Annotated in this window: 13 protein-coding genes and 1 other RNA gene; 6 read left to right on the forward strand and 8 right to left on the reverse strand. The window is 54.7% G+C overall.

Annotated elements, in window-relative coordinates:
- Positions 1-4: 4 nt before the first annotated feature.
- The gene (locus DPA2511_RS18610; protein WP_015855276.1) at positions 5-1165 is read left to right on the forward strand and encodes a glutathionylspermidine synthase family protein; all 1161 of its coding nucleotides are present in this window, start codon (positions 5-7) and stop codon (positions 1163-1165) included.
- Positions 1166-1246: 81 nt separating this feature from the next.
- Here DPA2511_RS18610 and ygiD read toward each other — a convergent pair whose 3' ends face one another.
- The 3 genes from ygiD to rsmI form a co-directional block, all read right to left on the reverse strand.
- Positions 1247-2035, reverse strand: coding sequence for a 4,5-DOPA-extradiol-dioxygenase (gene ygiD, locus DPA2511_RS18615; protein WP_015855277.1), 789 nt, complete (start codon positions 2033-2035; stop codon positions 1247-1249).
- Positions 2036-2346: 311 nt separating this feature from the next.
- Positions 2347-2725, reverse strand: an RNA gene (gene rnpB / locus DPA2511_RS22490) — RNase P RNA component class A.
- Between the two features lie 32 nt (positions 2726-2757).
- Positions 2758-3636, reverse strand: a complete 879-nt coding sequence (gene rsmI, locus DPA2511_RS18620) for a 16S rRNA (cytidine(1402)-2'-O)-methyltransferase (RefSeq protein WP_015855278.1) — start codon at positions 3634-3636, stop codon at positions 2758-2760.
- Between the two features lie 59 nt (positions 3637-3695).
- Here rsmI and DPA2511_RS18625 point away from each other — a divergent pair, with 59 nt between their 5' ends.
- Genes DPA2511_RS18625 through dolP form a run of 4 tightly spaced genes read left to right on the forward strand, consistent with a single transcriptional unit; the run spans position 3696 to position 7302 of the window.
- Complete coding sequence (locus tag DPA2511_RS18625) at positions 3696-5738, forward strand: penicillin-binding protein activator (RefSeq protein ID WP_015855279.1); 2043 nt, start codon at positions 3696-3698, stop codon at positions 5736-5738.
- On the forward strand, positions 5735-6091 hold the full coding sequence (locus DPA2511_RS18630) for a YraN family protein (RefSeq protein ID WP_023638505.1): 357 nt from the start codon (positions 5735-5737) through the stop codon (positions 6089-6091). The genes DPA2511_RS18625 and DPA2511_RS18630 overlap by 4 nt, the downstream gene beginning before the upstream one ends.
- 37 nt (positions 6092-6128) lie before the next feature.
- Positions 6129-6719 (forward strand): DnaA initiator-associating protein DiaA, encoded by a 591-nt coding sequence (gene diaA, locus DPA2511_RS18635; protein ID WP_015855281.1) that lies wholly within the window; start codon positions 6129-6131, stop codon positions 6717-6719.
- Between the two features lie 10 nt (positions 6720-6729).
- Positions 6730-7302: a division/outer membrane stress-associated lipid-binding lipoprotein gene (dolP, locus tag DPA2511_RS18640; protein ID WP_015855282.1), complete on the forward strand. Its 573-nt coding sequence runs from the start codon at positions 6730-6732 to the stop codon at positions 7300-7302.
- A gap of 111 nt (positions 7303-7413) precedes the next feature.
- On the opposite strand, the gene DPA2511_RS18645 is transcribed toward dolP, so the two are convergent.
- The 5 genes from DPA2511_RS18645 to DPA2511_RS18665 all read right to left on the reverse strand — a co-directional run bounded on the left by DPA2511_RS18645 (position 7414) and on the right by DPA2511_RS18665 (position 13795).
- Positions 7414-8715 (reverse strand): alginate lyase family protein, encoded by a 1302-nt coding sequence (locus DPA2511_RS18645; RefSeq protein WP_015855283.1) that lies wholly within the window; start codon positions 8713-8715, stop codon positions 7414-7416.
- A gap of 94 nt (positions 8716-8809) precedes the next feature.
- Positions 8810-9544, reverse strand: a complete 735-nt coding sequence (gene mtgA, locus DPA2511_RS18650) for a monofunctional biosynthetic peptidoglycan transglycosylase (protein ID WP_015855284.1) — start codon at positions 9542-9544, stop codon at positions 8810-8812.
- The gene (gene elbB, locus DPA2511_RS18655) at positions 9541-10194 is read right to left on the reverse strand and encodes an isoprenoid biosynthesis glyoxalase ElbB (RefSeq protein WP_015855285.1); all 654 of its coding nucleotides are present in this window, start codon (positions 10192-10194) and stop codon (positions 9541-9543) included. Before elbB ends, mtgA begins: the two co-directional genes overlap by 4 nt.
- A gap of 237 nt (positions 10195-10431) precedes the next feature.
- Positions 10432-12771 (reverse strand): aerobic respiration two-component sensor histidine kinase ArcB, encoded by a 2340-nt coding sequence (gene arcB, locus DPA2511_RS18660; RefSeq protein WP_015855286.1) that lies wholly within the window; start codon positions 12769-12771, stop codon positions 10432-10434.
- A gap of 85 nt (positions 12772-12856) precedes the next feature.
- The gene (locus DPA2511_RS18665) at positions 12857-13795 is read right to left on the reverse strand and encodes a TIGR01212 family radical SAM protein (RefSeq protein WP_023638506.1); all 939 of its coding nucleotides are present in this window, start codon (positions 13793-13795) and stop codon (positions 12857-12859) included.
- A gap of 683 nt (positions 13796-14478) precedes the next feature.
- Here DPA2511_RS18665 and gltB point away from each other — a divergent pair.
- Complete coding sequence (gene gltB, locus DPA2511_RS18670) at positions 14479-18939, forward strand: glutamate synthase large subunit (protein WP_015855288.1); 4461 nt, start codon at positions 14479-14481, stop codon at positions 18937-18939.
- Positions 18940-18948: the final 9 nt, after the last annotated feature.

Below are 18948 nucleotides of genomic sequence, written 5' to 3' on the forward strand. Positions count from 1 at the left end.
CGAGATGAAACGAATTGTCATAACAGAGCGCCCAGACTGGCGGCAAAAGGCGGCTGAATACGGTTTCCGGTTTCACACCATGTACGGCGAACCGTATTGGTGCGAAGACGCTTATTACCAATTTACGCCGGCACAAATCGATGAATTGGAAGACGCCACCGCCGACGTGCAACAAATGTGTCTGCAGGTCGTAGATAGGGTGGTTAACAGCGAAGAATGGCTGACAAAATTCCGCATCCCCAAACATACCTGGGACTTTGTACGCAGCTCATGGATTACGCGCCAGCCTTCCCTCTACTCGCGGCTGGATCTGGCTTACGATGGAAACAGCCCGGCCAAATTACTGGAAAACAACGCTGATACGCCTACGTCGCTGTACGAAGCCGCATTCTTTCAATGGGTTTGGTTGGAAGATCAAATAAATGCCGGACGCTTGCCGGAGCATGCCGACCAGTTCAACAGCATTCAGGAACAACTGATCGAACGTTTCGGTCAGTTGCGAACCCACCACGGCATCGGCAGCATGCACTTCACCTGCTGTCAGGACACCGAGGAAGACCGCGGTACCGTGCAATATCTGCAGGACTGCGCGCAAGAAGCCGGCGTCAATAGCCAGTTCCTGTTCATCGACGAGATTGGACTGGGAAATCGCGGCCAGTTTACCGACCTTCAGGACAATACCATCAGCAACCTGTTCAAACTGTATCCGTGGGAATTTATGCTGAGGGAAACCTTCTCCACCAAGCTTGCCGACGCCGGTGTACGCTGGCTGGAACCTGGTTGGAAAAGCATTTTGTCCAACAAAGCGTTACTGCCCATGCTATGGCAAATGTTCCCCAACCATCCCAATCTGCTCCCGGCCTACTTCACGGAAGACAACCCGCCGGCGATGACGGATTACGTGATAAAGCCGTTGTTTTCCCGCGAGGGCGCCAATATACAAATCTATCGTCAGGGGCAACAGGTCGCGGCGGCCGACGGCCCTTACGGCGCAGAAGGCACCATCATTCAACAGTTCCATCCATTGCCCAAATTCAACGACAGCTATACGTTGATCGGCAGTTGGCTGGTGGGGGATACGCCCTGCGGCATAGGCGTGAGAGAAGATAGGGCATTGATTACCCAGGATTTATCGCGCTTTTATCCGCACATCATTCTGGCGTAAACGTATCTGGAATATACACAAAAAAACGGGTGGCAGGCCCACAGCCCGACCACCCGTCTTATTTCACCATCGGAAATCGTCTCACCCGACCTGCACCGACATCATACTGAGCGACCCCATGACAATACCATCCGTCGGGGTGGATACCGGCTCTTGTCCATCCCAACTACCGAGCACGTACAACAGCGGCAGAAAATGATCTGGCGTCGGGTTAGAGAGCGCCGCATCGTTATGCTGCATGAAGTTCACTAACGGATGCTCCGCTGCATCGCCAAGCCAGGTCAGGTTGCTGCGCACAAAATCGTTGAACGAGGTCGCCCAGCCATAGGGGGCGCCATCGCCGTTCCACTTGATCATCCGCAAGTTATGCACCACGTTGCCGCTGGCGACAATCATGTAACCCTCATCGCGTAACGCAGCCAATTTGCGGCCCAGCGCATAGTGGTAAGCCGGCGGTTTGGTGCCATCAATACTGAGCTGCACCACCGGAATATCCGCATCGGGATAGACCTTGATCAGTACCCCCCAGGTACCGTGATCCAGCCCCCATTCTTTGTCGTCAGCATAAACCGCGACAGGTGGCAGCGCCTGCTGGATCCGCGCCGCCAATTCCGGTGAACCCGGCGCCGGATACTGCGTATCGAACAACGCCTGGGGAAAACCGCCGAAGTCATGAATGGTGCGGGGATTATCCATCGCCGTCACCGCTGTACCGCGCGTATACCAATGTGCGGATACTGCGATAATCGCTTTCGGACGCGGCAGCGTTTCCCCCAACAGCGCCCACGCCTGGGTATATTCATTATTTTCCAACGCATTCATCGGGCTACCATGGCCCAGAAACAGTGCTGGCATCCGGGAAGTGCTCATAGCGATATCCTCTGTATTCAAAAAGGGGGCAAATTTGATGGGGTTACTCTACGCCCATCCTGTGTGGGAAACAGTCGGATTAGCATGATGAAGACCATCAATAAATTTGATAATAGTGCGGCTTGCGGCCAGATACCGCAGGGAGACATAAAAACGTGACAACGGCTTTCAGCAACGCTTACTGCAAACCGCAAGGTGACGCGCCGGGCCTGTTTTCAACAACGTTCACACCGGCCAGTAAGGGGCGAATAGAAGTAGAAGATGCCATAAAAAAACCGGCTCGCTGTGATTACAGCGAGCCGGTGATCATGCGAGGGAGTTAACCGATAAGCCGGGTTCTGTCGTGGACAGTCATTCATCTAGGCCAGGCCTCGCGAACTGGCTCAAGCAGCCTACCCGGGTTCAGTACGGGCCGTACCATGTGAACCCCTATTTGGCCTTGCTCCGGGTGGAGTTTACCGTGCCACGGACTGTTACCAGCCGCGCGGTGCGCTCTTACCGCACCCTTTCACCCTTACCTGATCCCACTTGCGTGGGCCATCGGCGGTTTGCTCTCTGTTGCACTGGTCGTAGGCTTTAGCCTCCCAGGCGTTACCTGGCACCCTGCCCTGTGGAGCCCGGACTTTCCTCCCCTCCACCTGTCTCCCTCGAAAGGGACGGCAGTGAAGCGGCGACTGTCTGGTTAACTCCGGCGCGGATAATAGGGCAAATTACCCGGCTTGTCATCCCTGATTATCGCTGTCGTTTTCCAGCTCCAGACCATAACGATAGAGCGCATTTTTTTTCACGCCATGGATCTCTGCGGCAAGCTGGGCCGCCTTTTTCAGCGGCAACTCGGCCCGCAACAGCGATAAAGTATGCAACGCCGCCGCAGGCAAACTTTCCTCATCCGGACGGAATCCTTCGACAATCAATACCATCTCGCCTTTACGGCGATTCTCATCCTGCAGTACCCATGCCAGCAAATCGGCAACCGGCGCACCATGAATAGACTCCCAGGTTTTGGTCAACTCCCGGGCCAACACCACATAACGCGCCGGACCCAATACCTCGGCCATATCCTGCAGACTCTCAAGCAGACGATGAGTCGACTCATAAAAAATCAGCGTCCGCGGCTCCTCCGCCAGCATCCGCAACGTATCCTTGCGCCCCTTGGTTTTCGCCGGCAGAAATCCTTCATAGCAGAAGCGATCGGAAGGTAAGCCGGCAGCACTGAGCGCGGCAATCGCCGCGCAAGGCCCAGGCAACGGCACCACGCGAACCCCAGCCTCTCTGCATCGGCGCACCAGATGATACCCCGGATCGTTGATCAATGGCGTTCCCGCATCCGATACCAACGCAATACTCATCCCTTCCTGCAAACGCGCCAGCAACTGCTCTGCCTTTTGTTGTTCATTGTGATCATGGAGTGCGAACAGGCGCGCATTAATCGCGAAATGTTGTAACAATAAACCGGTATGACGGGTATCTTCTGCCGCAATAACATCAACCTGTTGCAACACCGTCAACGCCCGCCGGGTGATATCGCCCAGATTACCGATAGGCGTGGGGACAATGTAAAGCGTAGAGGCAGAAATCTCTGCTTGTTGGTCGTGATTCATTGTTTCATCCGGGTTGGCGATTTAATATTGAGCATATCTAAAACATCACTGGATACAGCATGCTTCCTGAAAATTCTGTCCGTACCCATACAGCCCGCATCATCTCTATCATGTTGGCGGTGTTGTTTCTCGCGGGCTGTCCGGGCAAAGCGCCGCAAGAATCCGCTTCTCAGCAGGCGGAAGGTAAAGCCGGAGCTTCCTCTGATTACTATCTGCAACAGTTGCAGCAAAGCGGCGACAATACTACCAAGACTGATTGGCAATTACTTGCGATTCATGCCCTGATTCAGGAAGGCAGGCTGCCGCAGGCTAACGCCCAGTTGAATGCCTTGTCGGAGCAATTGAATGATCGCCAACTGCAGGAACAGCGTCTGCTTACTGCGGAACTGGCCGCAGCCCAAAACGACATGACTGTCGCTAATACTACGCTGGCGCAAATGGATGTCGGCCGCCTCTCGCCGCTACAGCAGGAACGCTATTATCAAGTCCAGATCAAAGCCAATCAGGATCATCCATCGCTGACGCTGATTCGTGCCTATATCGCACAGGAACCGCTGCTGCAGGGCGACGCACATCAACGCAACATTGATTTGACCTGGACGGCGTTAAACAAACTCAGCGTGCAAGACATCAACGCCGTGGTCATCAATGCAAATGAGAATGTACTGCAAGGCTGGCTTGATTTGCTCAACGTTTGGCAATCGAAATCCCAAGCCACCGATGATCGAAAAGCCGCGGTAGAAGACTGGCAAAAACGCTATCCTCGCCATCCTGCCGCCAAACAGCTGCCGACGCAGGTCATGCAGCCCGCATCAATGACGGCAACGATACCGTCAACGACAGCGGCGGCCGATGGAGGTAATAGCATTGCATTGTTGCTGCCCCTGAACGGCCAGGCACAGGTATTCGCCAACGCTATCCAACAAGGTTTCAGCGCCGCCCGAAGCGGTTTCGCCGCCGCCGGCGCGCCAGCGGTGCCATCGTTGGCGACTGCGGAAGCGCAACCCAGCAGTGCACCTGCCGCTACGCCATCCATCACGACGCCCACTCTCGCCAATAACGCAACGGCAATGCCCGCAGCGACGCCGCTGACGCCCCCACCGGCATCAGTCTCCGGCGCCAATGCTATTCCGGTCAAAGTCTACGACACGTCCAATCAGTCGCTGGCCAATGTCATCGCTCAAGCACAAAAAGACGGAGCCACCACCATCGTCGGGCCATTGCTCAAAAACGAGGTGGAGCAGCTTCCCAGTTTGAATCCCAGCCTGAATGTCCTTGCGCTTAACCAGCCGGAGCATATCCAGCCAAATACCAATATTTGCTATTTTGCGCTCTCCCCCGAAGACGAAGCGCAAGACGCCGCCCAGTTCATCAGCAAGCAAGGTAAGCAGCATCCCTTAATTCTGGCGCCACGCGGCAATCTGGGTGATCGCGTGGTGAACGCTTTCGCCAAAGCCTGGCAACAAAATGGCGGCGGTATCGTTCTGCAACAGCGTACCGGCGGTATGTATGACCTGAAACAAGCCATCAACAGCGGAGCGGGCATTGCGCTAAACGGCCAGCCGGTAGTTATGGCATCTCAATCGCCCTCGTTGCCGTCAACCACGGTTGGAGGGCTGACCATCCCCACACAGGCGCCACCACCGCCGAGCGTATCAACCGATGGCAATATAGACGCGGTTTACATTATCGCCACACCAGATGAGCTCGCATTGATAAAACCCATGATCGATATGCGCAACAAGGCGCAACATCCGGCGCTTTACGCCAGTTCGCGCAGTTTCCAGGCGGGTCTGGGGCCGGATTTCCGCTTTGAAATGGAAGGGTTGCAGTTCAGCGATATTCCGTTCCTTACCGGTGCGAACCCTGCGCTGATGCAGCAGGCAAGCGCTCAGTTCCGTAACGATTACTCGCTGGTGCGCTTGTTTGCTATGGGAATGGATGCCTGGAAGCTGGCGAATAACTTTTCCCAACTGCGTCAGCAGCCGGGTAGCACATTGTCTGGCGCTACCGGCACACTGAGCGCGACGCCAGACTGCGTTATCAATCGCAAACTAACCTGGCTGCAATTTCGTCAGGGGCAACTGGTGCCAGCATCCTGAACCAGAGGGAAATGGGAGCCCGGCACGAACAACAGGCGCGCAGTTATCTTGAGCGCGCCGGATTGATTTTCGTGGCCGCCAACGTTTCGTGTCGTGGCGGCGAGCTGGATCTCATTATGCGGGATGGCAGTACCTGGGTTTTTACAGAGGTGCGTTATCGCCGCAACGCCAGCTTCGGCGGAGCGGCTGCCAGCGTGACCCGGCAGAAACGACAACGACTTCTGCACGCTGCCGCCGTCTGGCTGGCGCGTCAGGGAAGCAGCCTTGAAAACGCCGACTGCCGCTTTGACGTGCTGGCGATGACGGGCAAGCAAGTGGAATGGTTTCCCAATGCCTTTGGCTTCCAGGAATAACAATCTGATTTAAAAATAAAATATAGGTCAATTGAACGTGCTGGATAGAATTAAAGTCTGTTTTACCGAGAGCATCCAAACCCAGATCGCGGCAGCGGAAGCATTACCTGATGCCATATCGCGCGCGGCCACAAGTATGGTGCAGTCGCTTCTGAACGGTAACAAAATCCTGTGTTGTGGCAACGGAACCTCTGCCGCCAACGCACAGCATTTTGCTGCAAGCATGATTAATCGTTTTGAAACCGAACGCCCCAGCCTCCCGGCGGTGGCACTTAACGCCGATAACGTGGTCTTAACAGCTATCGCCAACGATCGCCTGCATGGAGAGGTCTATGCCAAGCAGGTTCGCGCGTTAGGTCATACCGGCGACATACTGCTGGCCATATCAACCCGCGGCAATAGCCGCGATATTGTCAAAGCCGTCGAGGCGGCAGTGACCCGCGACATGACTATCGTCGCGCTTACGGGTTATGACGGCGGTGAATTGGCGGGTCTATTAGGGCCACAGGATGTAGAAATCCGGATTCCTTCACAGCGAAGCGCCAGGATTCAGGAAATGCACATGCTGACCGTCAATTGCCTGTGCGACCTGATTGATAACACGCTTTTCCCACACCAGAACGATTAAGGAGCACTCCATGAGGATATTTTCTTGCATTGCCGTGCTGTCCACCTGTCTGATGCTGCAAGGTTGCATTGGGGCCGTCGCTATCGGTAGCGCAGTGGCAACTAAATCAGCCACCGACCCGAGATCGGTGGGTACCCAAGTCGATGACGGGACACTGGAATTGAGGGTATCCAATGCTCTGGTCAAGGATACCCAGCTACACAAAGAAGCCAGAATTTCCGTGACGGCCTATCAGGGCAAAGTGTTACTGACCGGTCAGGCACCCTCAACAGAGCTGGCAACGCGCGCCAAACAAATAGCCATGGGCGTAGAAGGCGCTAACGAGGTGTACAACGAGATACGCAAAGGCACGCCAATCTCGTTAGGCACTGCATCCATGGATACCTGGATCACCACCAAAATTCGCTCGCAACTGCTGGCCAGCGATACGGTCAAGTCGTCCAACGTCAAGGTGACTACTGAAAACGGCGAGGTGTTCCTGCTAGGGCTGCTAACCCGTAAGGAAGCGACGTCCGCGGCTGAAATCGCCAGCAAAGTCAGTGGTGTCAAACATGTGACCACCGCCTTCAGCTATCTGGACTAACCCTCCCCCATCACAGCAATCCCAGGGGAGTACCACTCCCCTGTTATCTCCCCGTCAGACACCTTATCCATCTGCAACAGACCACCTCCGTCACCATGGACAAAAAGAGCGCTACGGCGCGCCTGTCAAGGTCGGTGGGTTTAACAACCAGATATCCCTGCGAGTGTCCGTACTGACGTTCTGGCGGGCGTCAGATACGTTATCCCCCGCCAACAACGCGCCATATCCCGTATCGAGCATTCGTTGTCGATAACGTCTGGAGCCAGTGGCTTGCTCCGCTTGCAGTAACAACGGCAGCAACCGACTGCTGCTGCGATCCAACGTTTCCCGCGGCCAGGGTTTCGCTTCATCCAGATAAGGGGCCATAAAATCCAGGGCAGTCAACAGGCTGCTGCCGTTGGGAGTACGATATAACCACAGATTGTCCCCCATTTTGCTGGCCAAATGCGCCATTAGACTGGCAGCCTGCAGATTGAAACAACTGTAATGGAAAGAGCGGGTACGCTGCATTTCCTCCGGCTGAGAGCCGTCTACTGCAAGCTGGTGATCGAATTTTTGTCGTTGCAGGGCGATCATGGCCTTTACCTTTTCAGGCATATGTAAATACCAGGCGATGCCGGCTACCTGAACGGCATACCAGCTGCCATGGTTGTTTTTCGCCATCGCTTCCTGTTTGCCGTTACGGCTCGCCAATAGCCAGTTAAGGTAATCCGACATCCATGTCCTTACCTGCTGCTCATCGTCAGGTCTCCAGCCGGGGGACTTGCTCAGCAGAATCAAGGAATCCACAACCCTGGTCGAGAAATATCGACCGTCAAGTACACCGGCACCACGCCCTTGAGTAAGGCCAGGAATCGCCTGCGCATAGTCAAGATTGGGGTTCATGCGCGTTTCAGGATGAATAAACCAAGTGCGGATCATCGAGATCGCTTTGTCGGCGTACTCCTGCCGGTCAGAGAAATACCACGCTAGCGCCAGTACCTGTAACCGTTCGGTAAACCCATCCAGACGTATCAAATCGGTATGTTCGTCTTTCGTCCCCGGGTTCACATGACCATCGCGTCTTATCCAGGGTAAGCCATCCTTTTTCTTCGGATCCGGCCACCAATAGATCGCCAAGCTTAAATAATCATGACGATCCCGCCCAGGCGATATTGAAAGTTTTTGAGTAACCGAGGCATCCGGGATTTTCAGCGACTTATCCGCAGTACGCAGAAGCTGTTGATACGCAAGTTGAGTCTGTGGCAACGCACGCTTCTGCCGTAGTTGCTGTTTTACCACTGCCAATTGGTCTGACTGTAGAAACACATAAGCATTACTGTCGTTTTTGTCGTTTCCATCGCTGGCGTGCGCTAGCGCAACCATAAAAAAACACAACCAGATACCAACCCGAAGAAATGAACAGTGCCGCACGCTTCCTCCTCACGTATCTCGCCTATATTGACGCGGAACTATATTGATGCGGAACTATCGCAGATGGCCGACGCCCACAAACATCGGTTATCGGCTAACGCAGATGGTTTTCAATCAAAAAACCCTCTCCACCTACCTGACGCATCTGGCGGAGAATCCACTGCTGACGCCTGACGACATAGATAGAGGGCTTATCAACACGATAGCGAATCGGGTTAGGCAAAACCGACGCCAACATCGCCGCTTCGCCGGACGTCAGACGACTGGCCGGTTTATTAAAAAAATGTCGGGAAGCCGCTTCGACACCAAAAATACCAGGCCCAAATTCCGCAATATTGAGATATACCGTCAGGATCCGACGTTTAGTCCATACCAGTTCGACAATCGCAGTCAGCCCTGCTTCCAGTCCTTTGCGCACCCAGCTTCGTCCATCCCACAACAACAGGTTTTTTACCGTTTGCTGAGACAGCGTCGACGCGCCGCGAATACTGCCGCCATGACGCTCGTTATGCCTAAGCGCGGCCTGGATGGCGTTGAAGTCAAACCCCCAATGCTGCGGAAATTTTTGATCCTCCGCAGCAATAACCGCCAGCGGCATTACAGCGGCTATTTCATCCATCGACACCCAATTTGAACGAGCGACATAGGAGAAATCACCGCTGGCCCAGGCGCTGATTTGCCGATCGATCATCACCGCCGAAAACGGCACCGGCAGAAAAGCAAACAACAAGATCCCTGCCAGCCAGCATGCGCCGGCGGCAAGGAGAATACAGGTAATCAAGCGTTTCAGGACTGCGATCATTCGACGCAAAACAGGCGTCGATTTCATTCAGTCAATTCCAGCACTCGCGCAACCAACTTTTCAATGCCTACTGCGGCTTCACTGATCGATTGCGCCAGCATATACGCAGGCGTCGTCACCACTTTATGCCCCATATCGACCACCACTTCATCGACGGGGCAGGAGACATGAATACCCCCCATTTGCTCAATAGCCGCCGCCGTGCCGCTATCATTACCAATTGTAAGGTGAACAGGAATATCCAGCAGTTTTGGCAGCATAGCCGGAGCGATGCAAATGAAGCCAATTGGTTTGTTTTTCTTATGAATGTTATTCGTAAGCATTTTCAGTTCGGCGTCCACCTGACACTCAGCTCCACGGAAAGCAAAATCACTCAAATTTTTTGCAGCTCCAAAGCCGCCAGGCACAATAAGCGCATCAAGCTGGTCGGCGCTGGCGACTGAAAGCGGCTGGATTTTCCCCCGTGCAATACGTGCGGATTCCTCTAATACATTACGTTTTTCACCGGTTGTAGCCCCGGTTAGATGATTAATGACATGTCGCTGTTCTTTATCCGGCGCAAAGCAGACAGCTTCGGCGCCAGCACGATCAATCGCAAGCAGAGTCAAGACAACTTCGTGAATCTCTGAACCATCATAAACTCCACATCCGCTGAGTACGACACCTACTTTTTTCATCGTTTATGTCCTATTTCATTACATCAACTAATTGATTTTTTGATTGACAAACACTAATCTACATCACACATTTTAATGATTCTTGTAACAACCGACGCCATATTTGCTATGGTGTGTGTTGCCAGAACAACGAAATGATTTTTAACACTTGCGTACCAACTAACCTGAGATCACATGCAGGTGTACCGGTTTCCCTGGTGTTGGCGCATAATTCGCGCACCCCGGCCTAGGTCGGGGTCATTTTTTTTCAGCTCTCGCTACCCAATCTTTCAATACCTGCACATCCTGTTGCCAGTCGTGTTTCAGTTCATCAATCCACTCCTGCACATTGTCCCACCAGGCGGGTAATGTCGTGGTCTGAATCTGCTGTGCGACCTGCTGTAAATGCGTAAGCCCCACGGAACCGGCAGCCCCTTTGATCTTATGCCCTTCGTCCGCGATGCCCTTCTGATCTCGGGCCGTCATATTGGAATCCAGCACCGCCAGATAGCCGGGCATCATCTGCTCAAACATAGCCAGGCTTTGATGAATTAAGCTAGGCCCTACCAGATCCAGATATTGCTCCAGCATGGAGACATCCAGCACACGATTCGACAGCGATTCGTCATCCGGATTGTCGTCTTGAGGCAGTTCATCAACATGAACGTCCCAATACTGTTTGATGACTGACGTCAGCGCAGGAACCGCCAACGGTTTACTCAGCACATCGTCCATACCCGCATCCAGATACGCTTTTTTATCCTTGAGCACGTTAGCGGTCAGCGCCACCAACGGCGGCAAATGCTGCCCGGCATAACGTTCACGAATCTGCCGGGCAACATCAAGGCCGGTCATGTCGGGAAGCTGAATATCCAGCAACACCAGATCGAACTCATAGGGATCAAACATCGCCAATGCTTCCTGCCCCGTCATGGCGACTTCAACGCTGCTGCCGAGTTTTTCAAGCACCGAACGAGCAACCACCACGTTAAGCTCGATATCCTCCACCAGCAGGACATGCAGCGCGGGCAGCGGCAGTTCGTCGCTCTCGTCGCCATCAAGCGTTTCGTCATCCACAGCGGGAGCCACTACCGTCAGCACAAAACAGGAGCCCTTGCCCAGCTCGCTGGTGACTTGAATATCACCACCCATCGATTGCGCCAAACGTTTTGATACCGCCAGACCGATGCCGGTTCCTGTCGCCGGTTTGCCGCCATGCTGATCCTTGACCTGGTAATACATGGAAAAAATCTTTTCCAGCTCGTCCGCCGGGATCCCCATTCCGGAATCCTCGACTTCAAAACGCAATCGCTCGCCCTGCTCACGGGAAACCCGAATAGCAATACGCCCCTGCTGAGTGAACTTCACCGCGTTGCTGATCAGATTCCACAGAATTTGCCTCAGGCGGGTTCCATCCGTCATGACGGTCTTGGGCAACGGCTGGCGCAATTCCACATCCAACTGCAACCCTTTGGGCTGCGCGAGCAGCCCTCCCAAATTTTCTAAATCGACAGTGAAACCGACAAAATCCACCGGCTGATTGTCTAGTTGAACTTTTCGGCGCTCCTGCTTATCCATCTCAATGACGTCATTGAAAATATTGCCTAACGTGATAGCGCTAACGTGAATGGTTTTCAGGTATTTTTGTTGCTCGGCATCCAGGTGGGTATCCAGCAGAATACGGCTCAACCCCACAATGCCATTCAATGGCGTGCGCAATTCATGGCTAATGGTTGAAATGAAAGTCGTCTTCTCGCGGCTGGCGTTCTCCAGCGCATCCTGATAACGCTTACGCTCGGTAATATCGCGCCCAAACCCCATCAACCCATGGCGTTTGCCCATTCGGTCATAGAAAGGCACCTTGCGAATCTCGAAGCAGGATTTACGCCCATCCGGGTACTCCAGCCACTGTTCATAGGTCAGAGACACATTGTGACGAAACACTTTTTCGTCGGTTTCCATCACCTTATCCGCCACCTCCGGCGGGTAAACATCCTTCGGCGTCAGCCCTATCAACTGTTTCTGGCTTTTACCAAGCAACAACTCCATCGCCCGATTGCATCCGGAAAAGGCTTTGTTTTCATTGCGGTAATAGACCAGATCCGGCGAAGCATCCAGGAAGGATCGCAATAGAGCCGACTGCTGTTCCAGTTCAATCTGCGCCTGCTCGCGACGCGCCATCTCCTCGCGCAATTTGCTCACCATCAGTAGGCGGGCTTCCTCCGCTTTGATGCGATCGCTGATTTCCTGATTCAGTTGGCCGATATTGCCCTGCAACTGCTCATTCAGCTCCTGGTCGCGCTGACGCATCTCCTCCAGTTTGGCCACTAGCCGGGATAGACGTTGGCGCGACTCCTCCAGCTGTTCAACCACCACAGAAAGGAAATAGACGGCCCAGGGCGTAATCAACAATCCGAAGAAAATGGAGCGCACCACGTCGATTCGCTCCACCTGTCCGGTAAACAGCATAGTCACCGCCAGCTGTACCACCAGAGCCAGCATCACCAATGCGGAAGCCAGCAGCAGGGAAAAACGCACCAGCCCCAGTTTCACCATCAAATCAACATAATATTGCGCCAACAGCCGGATTTGCTTCATCACGAATAGTTCCCCTCTGTGAATCCGCAAATCATACCGTAAAACTATCGGCGGAGCGGTAACTTAGCGGTTGATTTGCGAGCAGCTACGAAGGCGAATGTGAGATTGCATGAAACGGTTGCCCTAAAGCGGAACCCTGCACGCCATGCAAGAGCAGGTAGTCGTGGATGGCGACCATTCCCGTCCAGCGATTCTCGCACCAGACGGGCGCCAACAGCGTGGGGCGACGCGCGCTGGCGGAAATACGATGGTAGACGATGGACGGCGGCGTATGTCTGATCATCTCACCGGCGATACCGACATACTCATCCAGCGACAGCGCAGTGAGGCGTCCGGCTCGCCAGGCTTTCGCCATGATGCTGCCTTCAACGACATGCAGCGGATGGAGTTTGATCCCCTCTACGCCTGTATCCGCCACACGATCCAGCGTCATCAGACAGGCACGTTTGTCTTCGCCGGGCAATCCAACGATCAGATGGCAGCAGACTTTAAGCCCCCGCGCTCTGGCCCGCCGGGCCGTTTGCTGGTAGCACGCGAAATCATGCCCACGATTGATGCGATGCAGTGTACGGTCATGCGCGCTTTGCAGACCCAGTTCCAGCCAGACTTCATACCCTTGCTCCCGGTAGCTCTCCAGCAAGTCCAATACGGCATCTGGCACGCAATCGGGACGGGTGCCTACGCACAACCCCACCATGTCCGCCTGCTGCAACGCCTGCTGGTACATGGAGGACAGTACCTGAACCTCGGCATAAGTGCTGGTGTAGGCCTGAAAATAAGCGAGATAGCGGTTGGCCCGGTTGATTTTTCCCGCTTGGCTAGCGAGTTGTTCCGCGATGCTGCGCTGCTGCATCTGTTCATCGGCGAACGACGCGACATTACAGAACGTACAGCCGCCGCGGCCCAGCGTTCCATCGCGGTTTGGGCAGCTAAATCCGCCGTGCAGTGTCAGTTTATGGATCTTTTCTCCATAGCGGCGCTGCAGATCGCCGCCAAACATATTGATTAATTTTTGCAGTTGCATATGCTGATTCTTCATTTAGCGAAGCAACAGCCTACCTTTATCACCTTTTTCCGGCGATGACCCGGATCAATCCCCCCGACAACCACAAGAGTGCATTTTTATTCGCTTTTATTGAAAATAAAATCATGTCATTCATGATTAATTTTTCTTATCCGCACTGCGGATTTCATTAAAAGATGACAGGGAAATGAAAAACAGTGTCATAACGTAAAAAAAACCCACAGACAGAATAAGATGCCAGCAAGTTTCTGTAATACAGCATGTGGCGGTAAAAACAGGATATTACCATAGTGATACAGCTCACAGTTCAGCCAATCACCTTGCTGGCCCAACGCCTTATTTTTAATGACAAATTCCTTTTAGTTCATATACATAAGCAAAATTTATCCCTAAAACACCACTCCGGTGCGGGTATTTGACCTGCACAGGGTTTCTCGTTAAGTTGGAAATCCGCTGGAAGCTTTCCCGACGAGCAAACGTCTCGTCATATTTATGCAGTAAGAAGAAGACTCCCTCATCAAGCAAGTCATACCACTTGTGAGACCTTACGAGAGGCCGGAAAAGAGAGCGGCAATACCCACCGACGCTGCAAAGTCAGTTCGGTGAGGTGCCGCTCGCGGTTTCAGTGCCCGCAGATTGTGCGGTGGGGAGAGTCATAAGAGCCTGGGGAGGTTCACTTAAATATGTTGTACGATGCATCCCATGAAAGAGACAACTGTGGTTTCGGATTGATCGCCCATATAGAAGGTGAACCGAGCCACAAGGTTGTACGGACGGCGATCCACGCCCTCGCCCGCATGCAGCACCGCGGTGCAATCCTTGCAGATGGCAAGACCGGCGACGGTTGCGGGTTGCTGCTTCAAAAACCCGATCGTTTTTTCCGTCTGGTGGCGGAAGAACGAGGCTGGCGTCTGGCCAACAATTACGCCGTCGGCATGCTGTTTCTGAGCCAGGATGAAGAAAAAGCCCGCGCTACCCGCCGCATTGTGGAAGAAGAGCTGCAAAACGAAACGCTGTCGGTGCTTGGCTGGCGCGAAGTGCCCACCAACCCCGATGTTCTGGGTGAAATCGCACTCTCTTCCCTGCCGCGCATAGAGCAAATTTTTGTCAACGCTCCGGCCGGCTGGCGTCCGCGAGATATGGAGCGCCGCCTGTTCATGGCGCGTCGCCGTATCGAAAAACGCATCCAGGACAAAGATTTTTATGTGTGCAGCTTTTCCAACCTGGTGAACATTTACAAAGGCCTGTGTATGCCGGCCGACCTGTCACGTTTCTATCTTGATCTGGCAGACTTGCGCCTGGAATCCGCTATTTGTCTGTTCCACCAGCGTTTCTCGACCAATACCGTACCACGCTGGCGTCTGGCGCAACCGTTCCGCTATCTGGCGCACAACGGCGAAATCAACACCATTACCGGCAACCGTCAATGGGCTCGCGCCCGCGCTTATAAATTCAAGACGCCGCTCATCCCGGATCTGTTGGATGCCGCGCCGTTTGTGGACGAAACCGGCTCCGATTCCATGTCGCTGGATAATATGCTGGAACTGTTTCTGGCGGGCGGGATGGATATCGTGCGCGCCATGCGTTTGTTGGTTCCACCGGCATGGCAGAACAACCCGAATATGGATCCGGAACTGCGCGCTTTCTTCGATTTCAACTCCATGCATATGGAACCATGGGACGGCCCGGCAGGGTTAGTGCTCTCCGACGGTCGCTATGCGGCCTGTAACCTTGACCGTAACGGTCTGAGGCCGGCGCGTTATGTGATTACCAAAGACAAACTGATCACCTGCGCCTCTGAAGTCGGTATCTGGGATTACCAACCGGATGAAGTGGTGGAAAAAGGCCGCGTTGGGCCGGGCGAGCTGATGGTTATCGACACCCGTACCGGCCGCATCCTGCATTCCACGGAAACCGATGACGACCTGAAGAGCCGCCATCCGTACAAAGAATGGATGGAAAGAAACGTTAAACGTCTGGTGCCCTTTGAAGAACTGCCGGACGATCAGGTCGGCAACCGTGAATTCGACGATGCGCTGCTGGAGACATACCAGAAGCAGTTCGGCTACTCGAATGAAGAGTTGGATCAGATAATCCGCGTGCTGGGGGAAAACGGGCAGGAAGCCGTCGGCTCCATGGGCGACGATACGCCATTCGCCGTGCTGTCCAGCCGCCCGCGCATCATTTACGACTATTTCCGTCAACAGTTCGCACAGGTCACGAACCCACCGATCGACCCGTTGCGCGAAGCGCACGTCATGTCGCTCGCCACCTGTATCGGCCGCGAAATGAACGTATTCTGCGAAGCGGAAGGCCAGGCGCACCGTTTAAGTTTCAAGTCGCCCATCCTGCTCTACTCCGACTTCATCCAGTTGATCAATCAGGATCCGGCGCATTATCGCGCGGAAAAGATCGACCTGACGTTCGACCCGCAGCAGCAATCACTGCAGGAAACCATCGAGAAACTGTGTGACGAAGCGGAATACAAAGTACGTGCCGGTGCGGTATTGCTGGTATTAACCGATCGCGGTATCGCACAGGATCGTCTCCCGGTTCCGGCGCCGATGGCGGTAGGCGCCATCCAGACTCGTCTGGTGGAAAAGAGCCTGCGCTGCGACGCCAACATTATCGTGGAAACCGGCAGCGCACGCGACCCGCACCACTTTGCGGTGCTGCTCGGTTTCGGCGCTACCGCCGTCTACCCCTATCTGGCTTACGAAACACTGGCTCGTCTGGTGGACAGCAATACCATCGACAAACCTTACCGTGCCGTGATGCAGAACTATCGCAACGGTATCAACAAAGGTCTGTATAAGATCATGTCCAAAATGGGCATTTCCACCATCGCTTCTTACCGCTGCTCTAAGCTGTTTGAAGCCGTCGGCCTGCATAAAGACGTCTCGTCCCGTTGTTTCCACGGCGCGGTGAGCCGCATCGGCGGCGCCAATTTCAGCGATTTCGAACAGGATCTGCGCAATCTGTCCAAACGCGCCTGGCTGAAGCGTCAGAAGCTCGAACAGGGCGGCCTGTTGAAGTTCGTCTACGGCGGTGAATATCACGCCTACAATCCGGATGTCGTTAAAACGCTGCAAACCGCCGTTCATAGCGGCGACTACAACGACTACCAAAAATACGCTCGACTGGTGAATGAGCGTCCGGTTGCGACGCTGCGTGATCTGCTGGCGATCCAGCCGCAGGAAGGCACGGCCATTTCTATCGATGAGGTAGAGCCGGCAACCGAACTGTTCAAACGCTTCGACACCGCGGCGATGTCCATCGGCGCATTGAGCCCGGAAGCGCACGAGTCGCTGGCGGAAGCGATGAACAGCCTGGGAGGTTTCTCCAACTCCGGCGAAGGCGGCGAGGATCCGGCGCGTTACGGCACCAACAAGGTTTCCCGTATCAAGCAAGTCGCCTCCGGTCGCTTCGGGGTGACTCCGGCTTATTTGATCAACGCCGATGTCATCCAGATCAAAGTGGCGCAAGGCGCTAAACCAGGTGAAGGCGGCCAGTTGCCGGGCGACAAGGTAACGCCGTACATCGCCAGACTGCGCTATTCCGTGCCGGGCGTGACGCTGATTTCGCCGCCGCCGCACCATGATATCTACTCGATCGAAGACCTGGCTCAGTTGATTTTCGACCTGAAACAGATCAACCCGAAAGCGATGATTTCAGTCAAGCTGGTCTCCGAACCGGGCGTCGGCACCATCGCCACCGGCGTCGCCAAAGCTTACGCCGATTTGATCACCATCGCCGGCTACGACGGCGGTACCGGCGCCAGCCCGCTGACCTCGGTGAAATATGCCGGCAGCCCGTGGGAGCTTGGTCTGGTGGAAACCCAGCAATCACTGGTTGCCAACGGTCTGCGCCATAAAATCCGTCTACAGGTGGACGGCGGGCTGAAAACCGGTCAGGACATCGTCAAAGCCGCCATTCTGGGTGCTGAAAGCTTTGGGTTCGGTACCGGGCCAATGGTGGCGCTCGGATGTAAATATCTGCGTATCTGCCATCTGAACAACTGCGCCACCGGCGTAGCGACTCAGGACGATAAACTGCGGCGCGATCACTACCACGGTCTGCCGGAGCGCGTGGTCAATTACTTCACGTTCATTGCGCGGGAGACCCGCGAATTGATGGCGGAGTTGGGCGTCAATCGCCTGGTCGATCTGATCGGCCGTACCGATCTGTTACTTGAGCTGGATGGCATCACCGCCAAACAGAACAAACTGGATCTGTCGCCGTTGCTGCATACCGTCGCCCCACAGCCGGGCAAGGCGTTGTACTGCACCGAGAGCAATCCGCCGTTCGACCACGGTCTGCTCAATAAAGCGCTGTTAGAAAAAGCGCAGGCCCATGTGGATGCAAAACAGAGCAAGACGCTGTATTTCGATATCCGCAATACCGACCGCTCGGTTGGCGCGACGCTGTCCGGCATCATTGCGGCCAAGCATGGCGACCAGGGGCTGGCGAGCGATCCGATCAAGGCCAACTTCACCGGTACCGCAGGCCAGAGTTTCGGCGTGTGGAATGCTGGCGGCGTAGAACTGACGCTGACCGGCGACGCTAACGACTATGTCGGCAAAGGCATGGCAGGCGGGGTCATTTCCATCCGTCCTCCGGTGGGTTCGGCGTTCCGCAGCCACGAAGCCAGTATTATTGGCAATACCTGCCTGTACGGCGCTACCGGCGGCAAGCTGTTCGCCGCAGGACGTGCGGGAGAACGTTTTGCTGTACGTAATTCCGGCGCTATTACCGTGGTGGAAGGCATCGGCGATAACGGGTGCGAATACATGACCGGCGGCATCGTCTGCATCCTTGGCCGCACCGGCGTCAACTTCGGTGCGGGGATGACCGGCGGCTTCGCGTATGTGCTGGACGAGGATGGCGAATTCCGCAAGCGCGTCAACGCGGAGCTGGTGGAAGTCCTGGAGGTCGAAAATCTGGCGATCCACGAAGAACACTTGCGCGGTCTGATTACCGAGCACGCTCAGCACACCGGCTCCCAGCGTGCCGAAGAGATGCTGGCCAACTGGCCGGCATGGGCGTCGAAGTTCTCGCTGGTCAAACCGAAATCAAGCGATGTGAAGGCATTGTTGGGTCATCGTAGTCGTTCCGCAGCGGAGCTGCGGGTACAGGCGCAGTAAGAGGTCATC

Origin of the sequence: Musicola paradisiaca NCPPB 2511 (genome assembly GCF_000400505.1) — a bacterium.
Lineage (GTDB): Bacteria > Pseudomonadota > Gammaproteobacteria > Enterobacterales > Enterobacteriaceae > Musicola > Musicola paradisiaca.

Excerpts from the sequence above, each read along its gene's own strand:
- DPA2511_RS18610 (WP_015855276.1), top strand. The coding sequence starts at position 5 with ATGAAACGAATTGTCATAACAGAGCGCCCAGACTGGCGGCAAAAGGCG.
- ygiD (WP_015855277.1), bottom strand. The coding sequence starts at position 2,035 with ATGAGCACTTCCCGGATGCCAGCACTGTTTCTGGGCCATGGTAGCCCG.
- rsmI (WP_015855278.1), bottom strand. The coding sequence starts at position 3,636 with ATGAATCACGACCAACAAGCAGAGATTTCTGCCTCTACGCTTTACATT.
- DPA2511_RS18625 (WP_015855279.1), top strand. The coding sequence starts at position 3,696 with ATGCTTCCTGAAAATTCTGTCCGTACCCATACAGCCCGCATCATCTCT.
- dolP (WP_015855282.1), top strand. The coding sequence starts at position 6,730 with ATGAGGATATTTTCTTGCATTGCCGTGCTGTCCACCTGTCTGATGCTG.
- mtgA (WP_015855284.1), bottom strand. The coding sequence starts at position 9,544 with ATGAAATCGACGCCTGTTTTGCGTCGAATGATCGCAGTCCTGAAACGC.
- elbB (WP_015855285.1), bottom strand. The coding sequence starts at position 10,194 with ATGAAAAAAGTAGGTGTCGTACTCAGCGGATGTGGAGTTTATGATGGT.
- arcB (WP_015855286.1), bottom strand. The coding sequence starts at position 12,771 with ATGAAGCAAATCCGGCTGTTGGCGCAATATTATGTTGATTTGATGGTG.
- DPA2511_RS18665 (WP_023638506.1), bottom strand. The coding sequence starts at position 13,795 with ATGCAACTGCAAAAATTAATCAATATGTTTGGCGGCGATCTGCAGCGC.
- gltB (WP_015855288.1), top strand. The coding sequence starts at position 14,479 with ATGTTGTACGATGCATCCCATGAAAGAGACAACTGTGGTTTCGGATTG.